The 18417-nt window shown below is 71.2% G+C and carries 19 protein-coding genes, 1 pseudogene and 1 CRISPR repeat array; of the genes and pseudogenes, 8 read left to right on the forward strand and 12 right to left on the reverse strand.

Annotated elements, in window-relative coordinates:
• Positions 1 to 365 precede the first annotated feature (365 nt).
• Complete coding sequence (locus tag ACIBCM_RS25585; protein WP_399246984.1) at positions 366 to 728, forward strand: DsrE family protein; 363 nt, start codon at positions 366 to 368, stop codon at positions 726 to 728.
• A gap of 393 nt (positions 729 to 1121) precedes the next feature.
• Here the strand turns inward: ACIBCM_RS25585 and ACIBCM_RS25590 are convergent, their stop codons facing one another.
• From ACIBCM_RS25590 to ACIBCM_RS25605, 4 genes are all read right to left on the reverse strand, one after another.
• Positions 1122 to 1379 carry a DUF3099 domain-containing protein gene (locus ACIBCM_RS25590; protein WP_399246986.1) on the reverse strand — a complete coding sequence of 86 codons (258 nt, stop codon included), beginning with the start codon at positions 1377 to 1379 and terminating at the stop codon, positions 1122 to 1124.
• A 121-nt stretch (positions 1380 to 1500) separates the two neighbouring features.
• Positions 1501 to 1788, reverse strand: a complete 288-nt coding sequence (locus ACIBCM_RS25595) for a DUF1416 domain-containing protein (RefSeq protein WP_385490085.1) — start codon at positions 1786 to 1788, stop codon at positions 1501 to 1503.
• A 32-nt stretch (positions 1789 to 1820) separates the two neighbouring features.
• The gene (locus ACIBCM_RS25600; RefSeq protein ID WP_399246989.1) at positions 1821 to 2666 is read right to left on the reverse strand and encodes a sulfurtransferase; all 846 of its coding nucleotides are present in this window, start codon (positions 2664 to 2666) and stop codon (positions 1821 to 1823) included.
• 168 nt (positions 2667 to 2834) lie between these two features.
• Positions 2835 to 2918, reverse strand: a complete 84-nt coding sequence (locus ACIBCM_RS25605) for a putative leader peptide (RefSeq protein ID WP_350807544.1) — start codon at positions 2916 to 2918, stop codon at positions 2835 to 2837.
• A 307-nt stretch (positions 2919 to 3225) separates the two neighbouring features.
• On the opposite strand from ACIBCM_RS25605, the gene ACIBCM_RS25610 reads away from it, so the two are divergent.
• Positions 3226 to 3837 (forward strand): TetR/AcrR family transcriptional regulator, encoded by a 612-nt coding sequence (locus ACIBCM_RS25610; RefSeq protein WP_399246991.1) that lies wholly within the window; start codon positions 3226 to 3228, stop codon positions 3835 to 3837.
• A gap of 208 nt (positions 3838 to 4045) precedes the next feature.
• Here the strand turns inward: ACIBCM_RS25610 and ACIBCM_RS25615 are convergent, their stop codons facing one another.
• The 3 genes from ACIBCM_RS25615 to ACIBCM_RS25625 all read right to left on the reverse strand — a co-directional run bounded on the left by ACIBCM_RS25615 (position 4046) and on the right by ACIBCM_RS25625 (position 6809).
• Positions 4046 to 4798, reverse strand: a complete 753-nt coding sequence (locus tag ACIBCM_RS25615) for a DUF2993 domain-containing protein (RefSeq protein WP_399246993.1) — start codon at positions 4796 to 4798, stop codon at positions 4046 to 4048.
• A 210-nt stretch (positions 4799 to 5008) separates the two neighbouring features.
• Entirely contained in the window at positions 5009 to 6544 is a 1536-nt protein-coding gene (locus ACIBCM_RS25620; protein ID WP_399246995.1) for a hypothetical protein, read from the reverse strand.
• A gap of 10 nt (positions 6545 to 6554) precedes the next feature.
• On the reverse strand, positions 6555 to 6809 hold the full coding sequence (locus ACIBCM_RS25625; RefSeq protein WP_399246997.1) for a MoaD/ThiS family protein: 255 nt from the start codon (positions 6807 to 6809) through the stop codon (positions 6555 to 6557).
• 392 nt (positions 6810 to 7201) lie between these two features.
• Here ACIBCM_RS25625 and ACIBCM_RS25630 point away from each other — a divergent pair, with 392 nt between their 5' ends.
• Positions 7202 to 7966, forward strand: coding sequence for a winged-helix domain-containing protein (locus tag ACIBCM_RS25630; RefSeq protein ID WP_399246999.1), 765 nt, complete (start codon positions 7202 to 7204; stop codon positions 7964 to 7966).
• A 24-nt stretch (positions 7967 to 7990) separates the two neighbouring features.
• Entirely contained in the window at positions 7991 to 9013 is a 1023-nt protein-coding gene (locus tag ACIBCM_RS25635) for a LacI family DNA-binding transcriptional regulator (RefSeq protein ID WP_399247001.1), read from the forward strand.
• 57 nt (positions 9014 to 9070) lie between these two features.
• Positions 9071 to 9464: direct repeats of the CRISPR family, unit length 28 nt; unit sequence GGAACACCCCCGCATGCGCGGGGCCGAC.
• Between the two features lie 21 nt (positions 9465 to 9485).
• Here the strand turns inward: ACIBCM_RS25635 and ACIBCM_RS25640 are convergent.
• The 3 genes and pseudogenes from ACIBCM_RS25640 to ACIBCM_RS25650 all read right to left on the reverse strand — a co-directional run bounded on the left by ACIBCM_RS25640 (position 9486) and on the right by ACIBCM_RS25650 (position 10775).
• Complete coding sequence (locus ACIBCM_RS25640) at positions 9486 to 9665, reverse strand: DUF397 domain-containing protein (protein ID WP_399247003.1); 180 nt, start codon at positions 9663 to 9665, stop codon at positions 9486 to 9488.
• A 26-nt stretch (positions 9666 to 9691) separates the two neighbouring features.
• On the reverse strand, positions 9692 to 9898 hold the full coding sequence (locus tag ACIBCM_RS25645; RefSeq protein ID WP_399247005.1) for a DUF397 domain-containing protein: 207 nt from the start codon (positions 9896 to 9898) through the stop codon (positions 9692 to 9694).
• Positions 9899 to 9903: 5 nt separating this feature from the next.
• Positions 9904 to 10775: pseudogene (locus ACIBCM_RS25650) on the reverse strand (helix-turn-helix transcriptional regulator).
• Positions 10776 to 10966: 191 nt separating this feature from the next.
• Between ACIBCM_RS25650 and ACIBCM_RS25655 the strand changes: the two are divergent.
• From ACIBCM_RS25655 to ACIBCM_RS25670, 4 genes are all read left to right on the forward strand, one after another.
• Positions 10967 to 11995 (forward strand): S1C family serine protease, encoded by a 1029-nt coding sequence (locus ACIBCM_RS25655; protein WP_399247007.1) that lies wholly within the window; start codon positions 10967 to 10969, stop codon positions 11993 to 11995.
• A 133-nt stretch (positions 11996 to 12128) separates the two neighbouring features.
• Complete coding sequence (locus tag ACIBCM_RS25660; protein ID WP_399247009.1) at positions 12129 to 12860, forward strand: response regulator transcription factor; 732 nt, start codon at positions 12129 to 12131, stop codon at positions 12858 to 12860.
• Positions 12857 to 14260, forward strand: a complete 1404-nt coding sequence (locus tag ACIBCM_RS25665; RefSeq protein ID WP_399247011.1) for a sensor histidine kinase — start codon at positions 12857 to 12859, stop codon at positions 14258 to 14260. Before ACIBCM_RS25660 ends, ACIBCM_RS25665 begins: the two co-directional genes overlap by 4 nt.
• A gap of 283 nt (positions 14261 to 14543) precedes the next feature.
• Positions 14544 to 15272 carry a hypothetical protein gene (locus ACIBCM_RS25670; RefSeq protein ID WP_399247013.1) on the forward strand — a complete coding sequence of 243 codons (729 nt, stop codon included), beginning with the start codon at positions 14544 to 14546 and terminating at the stop codon, positions 15270 to 15272.
• A gap of 184 nt (positions 15273 to 15456) precedes the next feature.
• Here ACIBCM_RS25670 and ACIBCM_RS25675 read toward each other — a convergent pair whose 3' ends face one another.
• Together ACIBCM_RS25675 and def are read right to left on the reverse strand one after the other, a co-directional pair.
• Entirely contained in the window at positions 15457 to 17301 is a 1845-nt protein-coding gene (locus tag ACIBCM_RS25675) for a bifunctional metallophosphatase/5'-nucleotidase (protein WP_399247015.1), read from the reverse strand.
• Positions 17302 to 17674: 373 nt separating this feature from the next.
• Positions 17675 to 18334, reverse strand: coding sequence for a peptide deformylase (def, locus tag ACIBCM_RS25680; protein WP_399247017.1), 660 nt, complete (start codon positions 18332 to 18334; stop codon positions 17675 to 17677).
• Between the last annotated feature and the right edge of the window lie 83 nt (positions 18335 to 18417).

Below are 18417 nucleotides of genomic sequence, written 5' to 3' on the forward strand. Positions count from 1 at the left end.
CCGACTCGGGTGCCTGGCCGGACGGCGGCTCCGGTGCGGTTACGGGATCCGGTTCTGCCGTGCCCGGATCGGGTTCCGGGCCGGGCGCAGGGGCCCGTACCGCGTCCGCCGGCTGCCCCGGGGCCGACTCGCGTGGTACGGGCACGGGCGGCGGCACCGCGGCGGCCGGTTCCTCCGGCGCGGGTGCCTGGCCGGGCACCAACGGTCTCTCGCCCTCCGGCTGTTCAGCCGGTCTGTCCTGCTTTGTCAACTTGTCCAAGGGGTCCCCCCACGAGACCTGTCCAACACAGCCCACTGTTCACATGTACACAGCAGACGCACAGTGTGGCGCATGGGGTTGTAGTCGCACGCATTACAGTTCGGTGATGGCCAAGAAGCTCGTGATCAAGGTGACCGCCGGGGCAGAAGCGCCCGAGCGGTGCTCGCAGGCGTTCACCGTGGCGGCGGTCGCCGCCGCCAGTGGAGTGGAGGTGTCGCTCTGGCTCACCGGTGAGTCGTCGTGGTTCGCGCTGCCCGGGCGTGCGGCGGAGTTCGAACTGCCCCATGCGGCGCCGATGCCCGATCTCATCGAGTCGATCCAGGCGGCCGGTCGCATCACGCTGTGCACCCAGTGCGCCGCGCGCCGGGACATCACGGAGAAGGACCTGCTCGACGGTGTACGGATCGCGGGGGCCCAGGTCTTCGTGAGCGAGATCATGGCCGACGGCGCCCAGTCACTCGTCTACTGAGCCCCCGACGGGCGCTACCGCGCGGGACGCGATCCCCGGAGGATCCTGCGCGGGTGGGCGCCCGGGCGTGCGTCGCCGTGTGGGGGCGCGTCGGCCCGCTCCCGGCGCCGGGATGGGTTCCCGCCGCCGGGAAGGGGCCGAATCGCGGGATAGGCGACCCGCGGCCGGGGACGGACCGGGACGGGGTACAGGTGCGTCGGCCGGCCACCCGGACGGACCCGGAAGCGGGTGCGCCGGCGAGGCGCCGGCACGGGCCCCAGGACACACGCGCCCGGGCTGCCGGAGGCGGCCGGGAATCGGGTGAGCGGACCCGGGGCCGGGGATCAGAACGAACGACCGGGGAGCCCGGGGCCGGACGGACCCGTGCGGGACCTCCGTACGGACCGGGCCGGCTCACCGCCGGTGTTTGCCGTCCAGTTCGTCCCACCACTCGTCCGACTGGGGGTCTCCGGACGGATCGTCCCACCAGCGGTCATCCGGACCCCGGCGGTTCGCCACCATCGCCGCGATCGGCGGGATGACCATGGCGACCACGCACATCGCGATGGCCGCCGGGACCGACCAGAGCCGTACGACCGCCCAGGCGGAGACGAAGAGGAAGATGCACCCGCCCATGAGCAGGAAATAGGCACGCCGCCGGTGTGCGTACATGTCTCCAGGGTACGGCGGAAGGGCCCCCGCCGACAGACGACCGAAGGGCCGCACCCCGATCCCAGTGGCGTCCAACCCCCGGGGGTGCGGCCCTTCGGCCGGTCTGCGGAAAAGCGGTCGCTCAGACCGCGATCGCGACCTCGGCGAGTCCGCCGGTCTGCGCGACGACCGTGCGGTCCGCGGTGCCGCCGGGCACCAGGGCGCGTACGGTCCAGGTGCCCTCGGCCGCGTAGAAGCGGAACTGTCCGGTCGCCGAGGTCGGGACCTCGGCGGTGAACTCGCCGGTCGAGTCCAGCAGACGGACGTAACCGGTGACGGGCTCGCCGTCGCGGGTCACCTGGCCCTGGATGGTCGTCTCACCGGGCTTGATCGTCGAGGCGTCGGGGCCCCCGACCTTCGCTCCACACATGCTGCTACTCCAGAAGTCCGTTGGTCGGGGGGTTACTTGGGGGCGCCGAGCTCGATCGGAACGCCGACGAGGGAGCCGTACTCGGTCCAGGAGCCGTCGTAGTTCTTCACGTTGTCGACACCGAGCAGCTCGTGCAGCACAAACCAGGTCAGGGCCGAGCGCTCACCGATCCGGCACAGGACGATGGTGTCCTTCGACAGGTCGACCTGCTCGTCGGTGTAGAGCGCCTTGAGGTCGTCGTCCGACTTGAAGGTGCCGTCGTCGTTGGCGTTCTTCGACCACGGGATGTTGCGGGAGGTCGGGATGTGGCCCGGGCGCTGCGACTGCTCCTGCGGGAGGTGCGCGGGGGCGAGCAGCTTGCCGCTGAACTCGTCGGGCGAGCGCACGTCGACCAGGTTCTGGGCGCCGATGGAGGCGACGACCTCGTCACGGAAGGCGCGGATGGAGGCGTCCTGCGGCTTGGCCTTGTAGTCGGTGGCCGGGCGGTTCGGCACCTGGTCGCCGTCGACGAGGTCGCGGGAGTCCAGCTCCCACTTCTTGCGGCCGCCGTCGAGGAGCTTGACGCTCTCGTGGCCGTACAGCTTGAAGTACCAGTAGGCGTAGGAGGCGAACCAGTTGTTGTTGCCGCCGTAGAGAACGACCGTGGTGTCGTTCGCGATGCCCTTGGCCGACAGGAGCTTCTCGAAGCCCTCCTGGTCGATGAAGTCGCGGCGGACCGGGTCCTGGAGGTCCTTGGTCCAGTCGATCCGGATCGCGTTCTTGATGTGGTTCTTGTCGTAGGCGGACGTGTCCTCGTCGACCTCGACGATCGCGACCTGCGGGTCGTCGATGTGGGACTCCACCCAGTCGGCGTCTACCAGGACGTCGCTGCGGCTCATTGTGTTTCTCCTCCGGGGCAGTGTGCGGCGGTGTGGAACGAGAGAGCTGTGGTGCGGTTCGCGGGGTCACGCGGGCGGTGGTGCACATTCGCGGAAGGGCGGTGTACCGCACGGGGGCGGCCCTGATCGGTGGTCGAAGGGCCAGGGATACGGGAGCGGAGCTCCCGCTCAGACGGCGCGACAGAGCATGGCGGCGACGCGGCACAGGTCTACTGCCCGCCGCTTCGTGAGATCCGCCTGTCGCTGCTTCATGCGTCCGATCGTAGGGACGAGTCGGCCGCAATGTCACCGGCGTGTCGCATATTGAGACGCGATCGTCCACTATCCGGTACGGGGGAGGGGCGCCGGGTCCCCGCCGGAGACCGGGCGGCCTTCGGGGGCCCTCGGGCTTCTACCCTGCGGACGGGCCCGTCTCACCATCCGGCCATCCGTTCCGGCCGCCGTTCACGGGAGCGACCGAGAGCCGTCCATCCGTAACACTCCGTGATCCCGGGCTCGTCCGGCGGCCGTATCAGTCTGTAGTGGTCGTTCCATCCACTAGATTGGCACGGTGAAGACGATGGCACGAGAGCACGCGACGGCAGCGGCGGCCTGGGGCGGCATCCCCGGTACCCGTGAGCGGATCGTCCGCGCGGCCTCGGTACTGATGCAGCGCCAGGGGTTCGACGGCACCTCGATCAAGCAGATCTCCCAGGAGGCGGACGCCACGCTCGGCTCCGTCTACCACTTCTTCCCCGGCGGAAAGCAGGAGCTGGCGGCCGCGGCGGTGCGCCACGGCGAGCAGGACTTCGCCACGATCCTGCGGGAGATCCTCGACAGCGAGCGGGACCCGGCCGAGGCGGTCATGGCCTGTGCCCGCAGCCTCGCCGACGGGCTGCGCGAGTCGGACTGGACCGACGGCTGCCCTGTCACGGCCACCGCGCTCGGGACCGCCGGACGCTTCCCCGACATCCAGCAGGCCGCCGCCGCGGCCTTCGCCACCTGGCAGTCCCTGGTCTTCGACAGCCTCCGGGCCGCGGGGGTCCCCGAGGACGACGCGTCGGACCTGGCCTGCACGGTGATCAGCACCCTGGAGGGCGCCGAACTGGCCGCCCAGGTCTCCCGCGACGACAAGCCCCTGCTGCTCGCGGGCCGCCACCTCGCACGGCTGATCTCGCTCTCGACGCCCTGATCTCCCCCTCGGCGCCCCGACCGGCCGACGCGAGGTCCTGCCCGATCGATCAGGACCTCGGGTCGAGATCGACCGACCCGACGTCCTTGAGTGCCGGTGCCCTGACCCGCCCGGCCCTCTGCCCGAGCGCCGACGCCCTGCCCCGCGTACGCCCGTATGCCCTGGACGCCCTGTACGTCCGGTGCGCGCCCGCCGACGGCTCCCGGGGTCAGCCCACCAGGGCCACGTCCTTGCCCGTGCCCGCGAACTTCAGACCGTCCGCCGTCGCCTCGACCCGGTCCAGGCTCAGGCTCGGAGGAATCCCCTCGATCTTGAGGTCGTAGTCCACGATCTCCCGCAGCTTCCGCTCGAAGCCCGGCACCGGGATGCTCGGCAGGTCCTGGGCCTTGAGCTGGACCGTGGTGCCGCCCTTGAGTACGACCGAGCTGTACGTGGTCACATCGCCCGCCGCCTTCAGCAGGGACTCGGCGCGGCCGGGGATGTCCACGCCCGCGCCCTTGAGCAGATCGAACAGCGGGCCGGTGACCTCGACCTGGCCCTTGGCGGCCCGCTCGGGGCCCGCGTAACCCACGGTCGCGCCCTCGGGAGCGGCCTTCGTCAGATCCTCGTAGGAGATACGGGCGGAGCCGTTCGCGCTGCCCGCGACGGCGGACGAATAGCTGCTGTCGACCTTCACATCGCGCAGTTCCGCCGTGACCTCGGTGACATTGACCGTGTGTCCGCCGGCGGTGGCGGTGATGCCCGCGAGGCTGACGTCGACCTCGTCGAGCTGCTTGCCCGCGACCTGGGTGAGGAAGGGGAAGCCCTTGATGGAGACCTCGGGCGTGGCGGACAGGCCCTGACTGCTTCTGATCCGGTCGGCCGTCTCCGACTCGGCCATGTTCACCGCGATCCGGTCCGCGCCGATGAAGAGACCGCCGAGGATCACCGCGGTGATCAGAAGTATTCGCAGTGCGCGCATGTCCCGCGGTCCCCCATGAGTCGTCCGGCCCGTGACGCCCACGAGCCTGAGCCGGTCGGGACGACGCCTTGTCGTTACTGAACGACGTTCGAACAGTGGCGATGGTTCCGCCGCCCCGCGGGGACGGCACGGCTCACCAGGCCCCGCCCGCCCCGTACCCGCCCCTCGTGAACAACCGGTTGGGTGTTCCGTTCCGTTGCCCGCCCGGCGTTACGTCAGAACCCCGCCGAGCAGATAGAGCGCGGGCGCGGCGGCGGTCAGGGGAAGGGCCACCCCGGCGGTGAAGTGGACGAACCTGGACGGGTAGTCGTAACTCGCGACCCGCAGTCCGACCAGCGCGAGGACGCCCGCGGCGAGCCCCAGCAGCGCGCCCCTGGCCCCCATGTCCGTCAGGGCTCCGGCCGCGAGACCCGCGCCCGCCGACGCCAGCAGCGACAGGGCCACGGACGCGGCCGGAGGCAGGGGCAGCGCACGGGCCACGGCGGCCACCGCGACCGCGATACCGCCGATCACCACGGCGTCGTCCGCCGACGCCAGATACCCGGCCGCGAGAATCGTCAGGGCGGCGGAGGCGACCGTCGCCATCAGGCCCTGCATCCGCTCGTCGGCGCCCGCGCGGCTGCGCAGCTGGAGCACGAGGGTGATCAGGATCCAGACGCCCAGCGTGCCGACGATGGCGGCGGGACCGTTCTCGCGGCCGACTCCGAGCAGGACCGCGTCGGCCGCCAGTCCGCCCGCGAAGGCGAGCGCGATGCCCTGGCGGGCGGGCCACATACCGTTCAGCCGGAACCAACCGGCCGCGGTGACCGCCTGGAGGACGACCAGCGGGACGAGCAGCGCGTACGAGCCGATGGCGGCGCCCCCCGCGAGCAGCAGGCCGAGCACGGCGGTCAGCCCGGCCGGCTGGATCCCGGGCGCGATGATCGGCGAACGGCCCTCGGCGCGGGCGCGCTGGGCGTCCGTGACCCTGGTGTTGCCGCCGACGGTGGGGCTGCTGTAGCCGTCGCCCGGGGCGGTGCCCGCCGGCGGGCCGGGCGGCACGGGAGCGACGGCCGGGGCGGGGCCCGCGGGACCCGTGGCAGCGGCGGCGGTTCCGTACGGCACCTCGGGCGGCAGCGGACCGGAGCCCCCGGTGACCGGCGGCAGATAAGCGGTCTGATCGGAGGCGTCCGCCGTGTGCACCGGCGGCACGGGCGGCAGATACGCCGTCTCCTCGGTCGCCCCGGAGCCGTGGCCGCCCTGCCCGGTGCCGTAGCCGCCGTGCTCGGAGCGGACCGGCTGGACCGGTGGCACGGGCTGCCGGTCCGACGGGACCAATGGCAGATACGCCGTCTCCTCTGCGGGTCCGGCGGTGGGCGCGGCGGTGTACGCGGCGGGGACGGGCGGCAGATATGCGGTCTGCTCCCCGGGACCGGCCGCGCCGGGACCGGACGGCGGGACCGTCGGCTGGTACTGGGTGTCCCAGGTCTCGCCCTCCCAGGTCTGGGCCGGGGCCTGGTGCACGGGCGACGACTGGGGCTGCGGGTACGGCTGCTGCCCGTACCCCTGCCGGTCGTACGGACCCTGCTGCCCCGGGTGACCTTGGTGGCCCTGCTGACCCTGGTGGCCTTGGTGACCCGGCCCGCCCTGCGGACCCGGCCCGCCCAGGAGTCCCTGCTGATCCGGGTGCGGCTCCGCGTAGGGGTCGTACGGCCGCCGCGGCTGCTGCCGGTACGGCTCGTACGGAAACTGCTGGTCGCTGCTCATGCTGTCCGGTTCACCCTCCTGCGAACGGCGGCAGCACCTCGACCGTGCCGCCCTCCGCAAGCCGTACGGTCTCATGGTCGCGCGTCCCTACGGGATCGCCGTCGACGAGGAAGGAACACCTCTTCAGCACCCGTGTCAGCTCACCCGGGTGGCGGGCGCGGACTCCTTCGAGTGCCTCGGCCAGCGTCACCGCCCGGTACGGCTCCTCCGCCGCCCCGGCCGCCGCCTTGGCCGCGGCCCAGTAGCGGATCGTCCCCGCTGCCATGACACTCCTCACGCCCGCCATCTCGTCGGCCTCCATCATGGGCCATGCACAGGGGCCCACTGGTTTGAAAAATCGCCTCAATCCGGACACCATCGGAAGTCCGGAGCCATGTGCGCCGATGTCCCGAGGTGAACTGGGAGACATCCCACAGTGTGAAATCGGCCCTCTGGCCCGGAAGGCATGTGGGCTATCCTGCTGAGATCAGGATCCGGGCAACGCAGCCCCCGGGTCCTTTTGCGTTTCCCGCCCGTTGTTACGGGCGGGTGAACGGACGCACCGTACAGCCGGAGCAGGGCCGCAGCACAACGTCCTCGCAGGGACCGAGGAGGAACCGACGTTATGGGCGAGCGAACCGTGCACAACAGCAGGAAGACCCGGGCAGGTGGGGCGCGATGAGCTCTCTGCTGCTCCTCACGAACGCACTCCAGCCGTCGACGGAGGTGCTTCCCGCCCTCGGACTGCTGCTGCACAACGTGCGGGTGGCTCCCGCCGAGGGCCCGGCACTCGTGGACACCCCCGGCGCGGATGTGATCCTCGTCGACGGCCGCCGCGATCTGCCGCAGGTGCGCTCACTGTGCCAGCTGCTGCGGTCCACCGGGCCGGGCAGCCCGCTGATACTGGTGGTCACGGAGGGCGGCCTCGCGGCCGTCACCGCCGACTGGGGCGTGGACGACGTCCTCCTCGACACGGCGGGCCCCGCCGAGGTCGAGGCACGGCTGCGGCTGGCGACGGGCCGCCGGCAGCTCGGTACGGACGACTCCCCCATGGAGATCCGGAACGGCGATCTGTCCGTGGACGAGGCGACCTACAGCGCCAGGCTGAAGGGGCGGGTCCTCGATCTGACGTTCAAGGAGTTCGAGCTGCTGAAGTATCTGGCGCAGCACCCGGGCCGGGTGTTCACCCGGGCGCAGCTCCTCCAGGAGGTGTGGGGATACGACTACTTCGGCGGCACCCGTACGGTCGACGTCCATGTGCGCCGGCTGCGCGCCAAGCTCGGCCCGGAGCACGAGTCGCTCATCGGAACCGTACGGAACGTCGGCTACCGGTTCGTGGTACCGGAGAAACCGGAACGGGAAGCCGCGGGCGCGGCCGCCGTCACCCGTACGGAAGACCCTGCCGAGCTGCGGGAATCCGCCGTACGCCCTGCCCAGAGGTAGGTCACCCCGCGTAGACTGCCGCGTGTGGCCAAGGTGACGCGGGACGATGTGGCGCGACTGGCGGGTACGTCGACCGCCGTCGTGAGCTATGTCATCAACAACGGACCCCGGCCGGTCGCCCCGGCCACCCGCGAGCGGGTACTCGCCGCGATCAAGGAGCTGGGGTACCGGCCCGACCGCGTCGCCCAGGCGATGGCCTCCCGGCGCACCGACCTCATAGGCATGATCGTGCCGGACGCGCGCCAGCCCTTCTTCGCGGAGATGGCGCACGCGGTGGAACAGGCCGCCGCCGAGCGCGGGAAAATGGTCCTCGTCGGGAACTCCGACTACCGGCGTGAGCGCGAGGTCCACTATCTGCGGGCGTTCCTCGGAATGCGGGTCTCCGGCCTGATCCTCGTCAGCCAGGGGCTCACCGAGCAGGCGGCGCAGGAGATAGAGGCATGGGACGCGCGTGTGGTGCTGCTGCACGAGCGCCCGGAGGCCATCGACGACGTGGCCGTCGTGCTCGACGACATCGGCGGCGCGCAGCTCGCGACCCGTCATCTGCTGGAGCACGGCTACGAGTACGTGGCCTGCCTCGGCGGCCCCGACGACACCCCGGCCGTCGGCGACCCGGTCACCGACCATGTCGAGGGCTGGCGGCGCGCGATGGTGGAATCCGGGCGCGAGGTGGAGGGGCGCCTCTTCCAGGCGCCCTTCAACCGGTACGACGCGTACCAGGTGGCGCTCAAACTGCTGTCGGGTCCCGACCGGCCGCCGGCGATGTTCTGCTCCACCGACGACCAGGCCATCGGTGTGCTGCGCGCGGCACGCGAACTGCGGATCAGCGTGCCCGGGGAGCTGGCGGTCGCGGGCTTCGACGACGTCAAGGAAGCCCATCTGACGGACCCGCCCCTGACGACCGTCTCCTCGGACCGCCCGGCGATGGCCCGCGCGGCGATCGACCTCGTCCTGGACGAGGGCCTCCGCGTCACGGGCTCCCGCCGCGAGCGGGTCAAGCAGTTCCCCTCGGGCCTGGTGATCCGCCGCTCGTGCGGCTGCGACTAGGTTTCGCCCCCGACGGTCGGCCCCCGGCCCCGGAACGAACTCACGCCCCGCCCGATCCGGACCACCCCGCATGCGCGGGGCGGACCCCGGAGCGGGTCTCACGCATCACTGCGACGGCGGAACACCCCCGCATGCGCGGGGCCGACCTGCGGTACGGATCGGGGCGCAGCGCGGTGCGTGGAACACCCCCGCATGCGCGGGGCCGACGACTCGTACGGCACGACCTTCCACCCAGGTGTCGGAACACCCCCGCATGCGCGGGGCCGACGGCCCCGACTCCCTGCCGGGACTCGCCGACTACGGAACACCCCCGCATGCGCGGGGCCGACCTGCATCGGGTGCCCGTTCCACGGCAACGCCTCGGAACACCCCCGCATGCGCGGGGCCGACGCCTGCGCGCTGGGCGACTGCCCGAGCTTGGCGGGAACACCCCCGCATGCGCGGGGCCGACACTTGTTGACCTGCGGTTCTGTCAGCGGCCAGGCGCTGGTTTGTTCAGTTGATTTTCGAGTTCCAAGGCTGCTGGGCCGCCTCGTGGATCACGCCGGGAGTCGCGGGCGACCTGAACGCAATTGCCACCGCCCGAACCGCTGTAGCCGCTGGTGTACCACGTCAACTGGCCGTCGCGCTCAGTGGCCTGCATCGTTCTCATGCTCCTCCCGCCAGACGGTAAGCCGGTCAGTCGGTGCGGTGCACCTCGACGTAGGCCAGGAAAGCAAGCCACGGCCGAGGGGAGAGGGCCACAACAGCCCCCTCCCGGTTCTTCGAATCGCGTATGTGGATCATGCCAGGAGTCGCGGCGACTTCAACGCAGTTGCCGCCGCCCGAGCCGCTGTAGCTGCTCGTGTACCACTTCAGCTCTCCACCGAGCTCAGTAGCCTGCATCGTTCTCATGCTGCTCCCGCCAGACGCTCGATGAGTCGCGCAGACTCCTCGACGTTGAGGGCCTGCGACCGCAGCTTGCCATACCGCAGACCGAGGGCGCTGACCTTCGCAGCCCCACTGACCACTACGCCGACTTCCTGGGATTCGATGTATCCGAGGTGCCTGTGCTCCAGGGTTTCCAGCAGCACGAACCCTCCGTCGATCCCCGGGTGGTAGCCCGGCGCTGCGGGCATCACCTGGAGTTCGACATTACGCAGACCCGCCACCGTGATCAGATGCGCGAGCTGCGCTCGCATCACCTCCTCACCGCCCATGGGATTGACGAGAACCGCTTCGTCGATGACGAAGGACAGCTGCACCATCGGCGTTCTGGTGAGCAGGTTCTGGCGGTTCAATCGGGCCTCTGTGTGCAGCTCGATCGTCTCCTCATCCAGCGGAGGGCAATGAGAGGAAAAGAGTGCTCGGGTGTACGCCTCGGTCTGGAGCAGCCCCGGCACCAGCAGTGGGTCGTACTCAACCGACTCACCGCCTCCGTCTCGATCAGCGCGAAGTCCTGGAAGAACTTCGGCAGCTTCGCGCGGTCCACCTCACCCTGGAGCTCGCTGAGCACGCCCCCCGTTTCCAGTACCCGCTCGACGGCGTTCGTGAAGGCCACCTTCGCGGGTCTGCGGCCCTGCTCGATGGAGGCCACCTGCTCGTACGAGTAGTCGATCGCCTCCGCCAGGCTCTGCTGGGTCATGGCCCGCTTCCCCCGGAAGTGCTTGAGCAGCCTGCCGTACACGACCCAGGCCGTCGGGTAGTCCTCCTGTGTGCGCCTCTTCGGTAACGCCGCCTGGTCGGTCCGTTCTGTCCGTTCCACCTGTCGTCGCTCGCTCATTCGTCCGCTTCCCCTCGCCTGTGTGCGGATACCACGGTCAAAAGTGAACGCCGGGCCGGCCGCCCGGGTCACGGGAGGCGGCCCGTACAGACAGGCGCCCGACCCGTACAGGCATCCGCCCGGGAAACTTCTGCCTCCCTTCTCAGTGGCACCTCAGACTCCTCTCATCTGGGGGACGGACAGTCGATGGCATGACGGACTACTACCGCGACCAGTCGGGGCCCCCGCAGCAACCCGGTCCCCACTCCCCTACCTACGACACCGGCGCGTATCCGCCTGCGCCGCCTCCTCCTCCGCCACAGGCGCCGGACGCCGCCGGATGGCAGGTGCCGGAGGCCGCCGGGTCGCGGGGCAGGGCGAAGGCCAGGCGGCCCGTCGCGCTGCTGGTGGCCGTGGCGATCGTGGCGGCGGCGGTCGGCGGCGGGGCGTCCGTGCTGGTGGACCGGTTCAGCGGGGACGGCGGCGGCACGGGCGGGACCGGGGTGGCCGGGACCAATGTGGCGCGCAGCAGTACGGGCACGGTCGCCGGGGTGGCCGAGGCCGTGTCGCCGAGCATCGTGGAGATCCGGGCGCAGACGGCCTCGGGGCAGTCGACCGGGTCGGGCGTGATCATCACCGGGGACGGCGAGATCATCACGAACAACCATGTGCTGTCGGGCGCGGACACGGTGCAGGTACGGCTCAGCAGCGGGAGGACGTACACCGCCGATGTGGTCGGTACCGAGCCGGACAAGGACCTCGCGCTGATCAAGCTCCGGGGCGCGAGCGGTCTGAAGGCGGCGGCTCTCGGTGACTCGGACCAGTTGAAGGTGGGCGAGGAGGTCGTCGCGATCGGTTCGCCGGAGGGGCTGACCGGGACGGTGACCAGCGGGATCGTCTCGGCGCTCGACCGGGATGTGACCGTCGCCAGGGAGCCCGGACCGGGGCAGGGGCGGCAGCCGGACGGGCAGTGGCCGTTCGAGTTCGGCGGGCGGGAGTTCAACGGGGACACGGGTGACTCGAAGACCACGTACAAGGCCATCCAGACGGACGCCTCCCTCAATCCCGGGAACTCCGGCGGCGCGCTCATCAACATGAGCGGGCAGATCGTGGGGATCAACTCCGCGATGTACTCGCCGAGCGCCTCCAACGGCTCCGCCTCGGGCAGCGTCGGGCTGGGGTTCGCCATCCCGGTCGACACGGTGAAGGACGTCCTCGGTGATCTTCGCTCGGGCGGCTAGGACGACCGGCGCCGAACCCGGTCCAGGACCCGGTCCAGGACCCGCTCCGGGGCCAGGACCCGGCCCGGAACCCAACCTCGGACCCGGAGCCGGTACCGACCCCGGTCCGTACGGTGCGTGGGACGCTGAGGGCATGACTGATTCGCGTGAGGGCGACCGCATCCTCGTCGTCGACGACGAGCCCGCCGTACGAGAGGCGCTCCAGCGCAGTCTGGCGTTCGAGGGGTACAGCACCGAGGTCGCCGTCGACGGGCTGGACGCGCTGGAGCGGGCGGACGCGTACCGCCCCGACCTGATCGTGCTGGACATCCAGATGCCCCGGATGGACGGGCTGACCGCCGCCCGCCGACTGCGGGGATCCGGCTCGACCGTGCCGATCCTGATGCTGACCGCGCGTGACACCGTCGGCGACCGGGTCACCGGGCTGGACGCGGGCGCGGACGACTATCTGGTCAAGCCGTTCGAACTGGACGAGCTGTTCGCCCGGATCCGGGCGCTGCTGCGGCGCAGTTCGTACGCGGCGGGCGGCGGCGCGGGCGGTGACAGTGACGAGGACGTGCTGGAGTTCGCGGATCTGCGGATGAATCTGGCCACCCGTGAGGTCCGCCGCGGTGACAGGCCCGTCGAGCTGACCCGTACCGAGTTCACGCTCCTGGAACTGCTGCTGGCGCACCCCCGGCAGGTGCTGACCCGGGAGCAGATCCTCAAGTCCGTGTGGGGCTTCGACTTCGAGCCCAGCTCCAATTCGCTGGATGTGTATGTGATGTATCTGCGGCGCAAGACCGAGGCCGGTGGTGAACCCCGGCTGGTGCACACGGTCCGCGGGGTGGGGTACGTGCTGCGTACCGGCGGCGGTGAGGCGTGACGGGACTGGTGCGCCGGTTCCGCAGCCTGCCGCTCAGATCCCGGCTCGCGCTGCTCGTGGCCGTCGCCGTCGCCGCGGCCGTCGCCGCCGTGTCGGTCGCCGCCTGGCTGCTGACCAGGACGCAGCTCAACGACGAGCTGAACACCTCGCTGAAGAACACCCGCGCGCCGGAGGAGGTCGTGCGGACCGCGCTGCTGGACTGCGTCGAGAACCCGGCGTCCCGGGAAGGGTCCGCGACCTTCGCGTACACCCAGGTCGTGCTGCGCGACGGTTCCCGCTGTGTGTCCCAGTACGACCTGCCGGTGCGGGTCAAGCCGTCGGACATCGGGGTCGCGAACGGCACGCTGGAGTACGCGCTCCACGACAGTGTCACCAGTACCGGCCAGGCCGTACGGGTGCACACCACGTACTCGAACTTCAACGGCACCCGGGTGGCCGTCTCCGTGTCCCGGCCGCTGGACGAGATCAGCGCCTCGCTGAACCGGCTCGCCCTGCTGCTGGCCGGGCTCGCGGGCGTCGGGGTGGTGGGCGCCGGAGCGGCCGGGCTGTGGGTGGCGCGGGCCGGGCTGAGTCCGGTGGACCAGCTCACCGAGGCGGTGGAACACGTGGCACGGACGGAGGATCTGGCGGTACGCATTCCCGCCGACGGCGACGACGAGATCGCCAGGCTGTCGCGCTCGTTCAACTCGATGACCGCGGCGCTGGCGTCCTCACGGGACCGCCAGGCGCGGCTGATCGCGGACGCGGGGCATGAGCTGCGTACGCCGCTGACCTCGCTGCGGACGAATATCGACCTCCTCGCACGCAGTGAGCAGACGGGCCGGGCGCTCCCGCCCGGGGACCGTCAGGCGCTGCTGGCGTCGGTGAAGGCGCAGATGGCGGAGCTGGCCGCGCTGATCGGCGACCTTCAGGAGCTGTCCCGGCCGGACGCGGCCGAGAGCGGGCCGCTGACGGTGGTGCCGCTGCACGAGATCGCGGAGACGGCGGTGAAGCGGGTGCGGCTGCGGGGGCCGGAGCTGGTGTTCACGGCGGATCTCGACCCCTGGTACGTACGGGCGGAGCGGGCCGGGCTGGAACGGGCGCTGGTCAACGTCATGGACAACGCGGTGAAGTTCTCGCCGGCGGGCGGGACGGTGGAGGTCCGGCTGAAGGGCGGTGAGTTGACCGTACGGGATCACGGGCCGGGCATCGGGGCCGATGAGCTGCCGCATGTCTTCGAGCGGTTCTGGCGCTCGCCGTCGGCGCGGGCGCTGCCGGGGTCCGGGCTGGGGCTGTCGATCGTGGCGCGTACGGTCCAGCAGGCGGGCGGCGAGATCCGGCTGGAGCCCGCGGAGGGCGGGGGGACGGTGGCGGTCGTCCGGCTGCCGGGAGCGGGGGAGCCGCCGCCGGAGCTGGTGTGAGGGGGGCCGGGGATCCGAACCGGCCCGGCCGCGCCTTGAGTGGCCGCGGGCAGGCGGGCCGGGCAGAGCGCCGCGTACGAGTCCCCGCCGGGCCGGGCCGGCCATCGCGCCCCCGGTGCGTCCCCGGTGCGTCCCCGCCGTCCGAACCGATCCCGGCCGCGCCCGTGATTTCCGTGAACCGGTGTGCTTTCCCGCCCCCGTTCGGGACAATCTCCGCACCACACGCCGGACCACGCAGGAGACGAGCCCCCGTGCCCGAACGCCCACACCACCGCACGACCCCATGACGGCGTCCAAGGCCCTCCTCACCCGGGACGACCTGGGGCTGAAGGTCACCGTCCAGCACGTCCGCGTCGACGGCGAGCCGTACCGGGTGATCAGCCCGGCCGCGCCGCTCGGGAACGGCGCGCTCCTCCACCACGACTCCGACAACCTGTACAACCTGTACGTGGACCGCGCCGACGGCCGCCGCGTCGGGGCCCTGTGGCTGCTCGCGGCGCGGTCGCCCCGGTCGCTGGTGTACCTGCCGATGCGTGCCACCCCGACCCCGCCCGACACCGGGTACCAAGGCGAGCGGCCGATCGACCTCGTCATCGCCCACCGGGCCGTACAGTTCCGGCTCTCCCGGTGGAAGCGGCTGCGGGCCCGTCTCAACACCGTCCACGTCCCCCGGAGCACGCAGACCGCGCGGGTGCCGGAACGCGACATGCCCGCGGAGGCGCTCGACGCCGACTACCGGCCGCCGCCCGACCCGGAGGGGCGAGACCTCCTCGACCGCCGTCTGCACGCCGACACCCTGTTCCTCACCGGCACCCCGGCGGCCCTGCGGCTGGCGGCCGCCGACGTGTTCGCCGTCGCCCGGGACGGCCCGCCCTTCGCCGCGCGCGGCTGGTACTACACCGACGGCTGCAACTACCACCTGTGCCGGACGGTGTACCACTGGGAGGATCGGCACGGCCACGTCGACGACCTGTTCCATGTGTCCTTCTGCCCGACGTGGACCCGGCGTTGACCCGCGGCCCGCCGCCCGCCGCCCGCACGACCGTCCGTACGGCCACCGTCCTCCGTACGTCCGGCGTCCGTACGTCCGGGGCGCCCGTACGTCCGGGGCGTCCGTACGCACGATGGCCCGGAGCACGAGGAGACGTGCTCCGGGCCATCCGTCGCCGCCGAGCGGCCACCGATCGGCTGATCGGCTACCTCACGACCGTGATGCGGCCCAGCGCGGGCGGCGCGAGCGGAGCCGCCGGGCTGGAGTGGGCACCCAGATAGGCGATCAGGACATCGAGGTCGGACGCGCCGACGAGCTTGTTGGTGTGCTCGCGCAGGACGGAGAATCCGTCGCCGCCGCCCGCCAGGAACTCGTTGAGGGCGACCCGGTAGGTCTTGGCCGGGTCGATCGCCTCACCGTTGAGCCTGATGGAGCCCGTCACGATCCGGTCCGCGCCCGTCTTGGTCGTATCGAGGGTGTAGGTGAAGCCCCGGGAGACCTGAAGGATCTTCGGGGACGCCTGGTTCGGGCCGCTGACCTGCTGCTGGAGCGTGGTGATCAGCTGCGCTCCGGTGAGGTCGACGACGTTCATCATGTTGGTGAAGGGCTGGACGGTGAACGCCTCGCCGTAGGTCACCACCCCGTCGCCCTCGCTCCCGGACGCCTGGTGCACGATCGGCGCCCGGATGCCGCCCGGATTCATCAGCGCGAGCTGCGCACCGCCCTTGTCGGCGGGCGTGTGGGCTTCGAGCTGGGCGTCCGCGATCAGATTGCCCAGCGGGCGCTCCGGGGCGGCGGGGTTGTCGATGTCGGCCGAGACATGGCCGACGGGACGGTTGGCGACCGGCGCGGCCAGGGTGTTCCAGCGGTCGATCAGCCGGGTCATATCGGCGGCCTTGGGCACGTCACGGGTGACGACATGGTTCGCCGCGGCGACGGAGGTGCGGACGATGTCCCTGGTACGGCGGTCGTACGTCAGGGTGGTGTCCGTGTACAGCCGTCCGGCGGAGGCCGCCGAGGTGACCGTACGGGGCTTGCCCGCGGGGTCGGGGATGGTGCACGCGTACGCCTGGTGGGTGTGGCCGGTGACCAGGGCGTCGACCTGCGGGCTGACGTTCTTGGCGATGTCGGTGATCGGGCCGGAGATACCGTCGCCGGGGCCCGGGCTGTCGCAGTCGTAGTTGTACGAGGAGGAGGCCGGTGACCCGCCCTCGTGCAGCAGCGCGACGATGGACTTGACGCCCTTGCGCTCCAGGATCCGTGTGTACTTGTTGATCGCCTCGATCTCGTCGCCGAACTTCAGGCCCTTGATGCCCGCGGCGTTGACGATGTCCGGGGTGCCCTCCAGGGTCACACCGATGAAGCCGATCCGGACGCCGTCCCGCTCCCAGATGAAGTAGGGGTCGAGCAGCGGCCGTCCGTTCTTCTCGTACGTCACATTGGCGGTGAGGTAGGGGAAGGCGGCGCCCTTGAACTTCCTGCCCTGCTCGAAGCAGCCCTCGGTGGGGTGGCAGCCGCCGTTCTGGATACGGGCCAGCTCGGCCGCGCCCTCGTCGAACTCGTGGTTGCCGACGGAGGTGACATCGAGCTTCAGCCGGTTCAGCGCCTCGATGGTGGGCTCGTCGTGGAAGAGGCCGGAGAGCATCGGGGTGGCGCCGATCAGATCACCGGCGGCGGCGGTGATGGAGTAGCGGTTGCCCTCGCGGGCCTGGCGCAGATGGGTGGCGAGGTACTCGACACCGCCCGCGTCGATGGTCCGGGTGGTGCCGTCGGGGTCGGTGTGGGTGACCCGGCCGCCCGAGCCGGACGGCGGCTGGAGATTGCCGTGCAGGTCGTTGAAGGACAGCAACTGGACGTCGACGGTGCGGCCGTGGCCGTGGCCCCTGTCCCCCTCCCGGTGCTCCCGGTTCTCCTGGGCGCCCGCCGTGCCCGCCGGCACCGCGGCGAACAGCGCGCCTGCGGTGGCCAGTCCGGCGACCGCGGCGAGGGTACGGCGGAGGCGGTTCGTGCGGTGTCCGGGGGGTCTGGTCCTGTGCGGGCTGGCTGACATGTCTCCCCTAGGTGGCTCGGCTTGATGGCCCGGCCGGGTTGCCCGGCTTGCTGGCTCGACGGGTGGTGGAGCGCTGCGAGCGGCAGCCTAGGGTCAACGCGCGTAGCGCGACAGGGGGGAGAGATGAAGAGCTGGTTACCTACACCCTTTTCTTCCGGCCACCGGAGGGACGGGAAGGGCGGGAGGGGGCGAACCGTCGCGGCGGGTGGGCCTGGGCCCGCGGCGCGGCACGGGAAGCACACCGGTCACTTCCCGGGCCGGCCCGAAGGCACACCGGTCACTTCCCGGGCCGGCCCGGAGACACACCGGTCACTTCCCGGGCCGGCCCGGAGACACACCGGTCACTTCCCGGGCCGGCCCGGAGACACACCGGTCACTTCCCGAGCCGCTTCGCCGCGGCGGCCCTCCGCGCGAACACCTCGTCCTGGGAGTCCCGCATCTCCCGGAGAGCAGCTTTACGTTCCCTCTGTGCCAGCCGGTCCAGATACAGACGCCCGTGCAGATGGTCGGTTTCGTGCTGGAGGCACCGGGCGAAGTACCCCCGGCCTTCGACCACCAGAGGATTGCCGTCCTTGTCGCTGCCCCTGACGACCGCGCGGTCGAGACGGGGCACCACGCGGTAGGGGCCGGGAACGGACAGACACCCCTCGGGTTCCTCCACCAGGCGGCGGCCGTCGGCGGACACCTCCTCCAGAACCGGGTTGGCGATGTGCCCGACATGACGGACACCCCACTCGTCGGTGATGTCCCACACGAACAACTGGAGGTCCACATCGACCTGGTTGGCGGCGAGCCCGGCACCCGCCGCCACCTGGTTGGTGGCGAACATGTCGTCGATCAGCCCCGCCAGCTCCGCCGTGCCGAACTCGGTCACCTCACGGCACCGGCGGCTCAGGATCTCCTCCCCGACCACGGTGATCCGGCGGACCGCACCACGTTCCACCTCCGGCGCGAGCCGTGGATAGGACTCGACGGGCCTGCCCTGCACACGTACCCGGCGGTCCCGCACCGTGTCACCGGATCCAACAGCCATGAACCATCAACCCCTTCGACCGACCAACACCTCAGCCGTCGGACCCACGGATGACGGAGGACCGGCGGCTTGCCAAGGACTTT

Origin of the sequence: Streptomyces sp. NPDC051018 (assembly GCF_044456085.1) — a bacterium.
GTDB lineage: Bacteria > Actinomycetota > Actinomycetes > Streptomycetales > Streptomycetaceae > Streptomyces.

Coding starts and splice junctions, on each gene's coding strand:
- ACIBCM_RS25585 (WP_399246984.1), top strand. CDS start 366: ATGGCCAAGAAGCTCGTGATCAAGGTGACCGCCGGGGCAGAAGCGCCC.
- ACIBCM_RS25590 (WP_399246986.1), bottom strand. CDS start 1,379: ATGTACGCACACCGGCGGCGTGCCTATTTCCTGCTCATGGGCGGGTGC.
- ACIBCM_RS25595 (WP_385490085.1), bottom strand. CDS start 1,788: ATGTGTGGAGCGAAGGTCGGGGGCCCCGACGCCTCGACGATCAAGCCC.
- ACIBCM_RS25600 (WP_399246989.1), bottom strand. CDS start 2,666: ATGAGCCGCAGCGACGTCCTGGTAGACGCCGACTGGGTGGAGTCCCAC.
- ACIBCM_RS25605 (WP_350807544.1), bottom strand. CDS start 2,918: ATGAAGCAGCGACAGGCGGATCTCACGAAGCGGCGGGCAGTAGACCTG.
- ACIBCM_RS25610 (WP_399246991.1), top strand. CDS start 3,226: ATGGCACGAGAGCACGCGACGGCAGCGGCGGCCTGGGGCGGCATCCCC.
- ACIBCM_RS25615 (WP_399246993.1), bottom strand. CDS start 4,798: ATGCGCGCACTGCGAATACTTCTGATCACCGCGGTGATCCTCGGCGGT.
- ACIBCM_RS25620 (WP_399246995.1), bottom strand. CDS start 6,544: ATGAGCAGCGACCAGCAGTTTCCGTACGAGCCGTACCGGCAGCAGCCG.
- ACIBCM_RS25625 (WP_399246997.1), bottom strand. CDS start 6,809: ATGGCAGCGGGGACGATCCGCTACTGGGCCGCGGCCAAGGCGGCGGCC.
- ACIBCM_RS25630 (WP_399246999.1), top strand. CDS start 7,202: ATGAGCTCTCTGCTGCTCCTCACGAACGCACTCCAGCCGTCGACGGAG.
- ACIBCM_RS25640 (WP_399247003.1), bottom strand. CDS start 9,665: ATGAGAACGATGCAGGCCACTGAGCGCGACGGCCAGTTGACGTGGTAC.
- ACIBCM_RS25645 (WP_399247005.1), bottom strand. CDS start 9,898: ATGCAGGCTACTGAGCTCGGTGGAGAGCTGAAGTGGTACACGAGCAGC.
- ACIBCM_RS25655 (WP_399247007.1), top strand. CDS start 10,967: ATGACGGACTACTACCGCGACCAGTCGGGGCCCCCGCAGCAACCCGGT.
- ACIBCM_RS25660 (WP_399247009.1), top strand. CDS start 12,129: ATGACTGATTCGCGTGAGGGCGACCGCATCCTCGTCGTCGACGACGAG.
- ACIBCM_RS25670 (WP_399247013.1), top strand. CDS start 14,544: ATGACGGCGTCCAAGGCCCTCCTCACCCGGGACGACCTGGGGCTGAAG.
- ACIBCM_RS25675 (WP_399247015.1), bottom strand. CDS start 17,301: ATGTCAGCCAGCCCGCACAGGACCAGACCCCCCGGACACCGCACGAAC.
- def (WP_399247017.1), bottom strand. CDS start 18,334: ATGGCTGTTGGATCCGGTGACACGGTGCGGGACCGCCGGGTACGTGTG.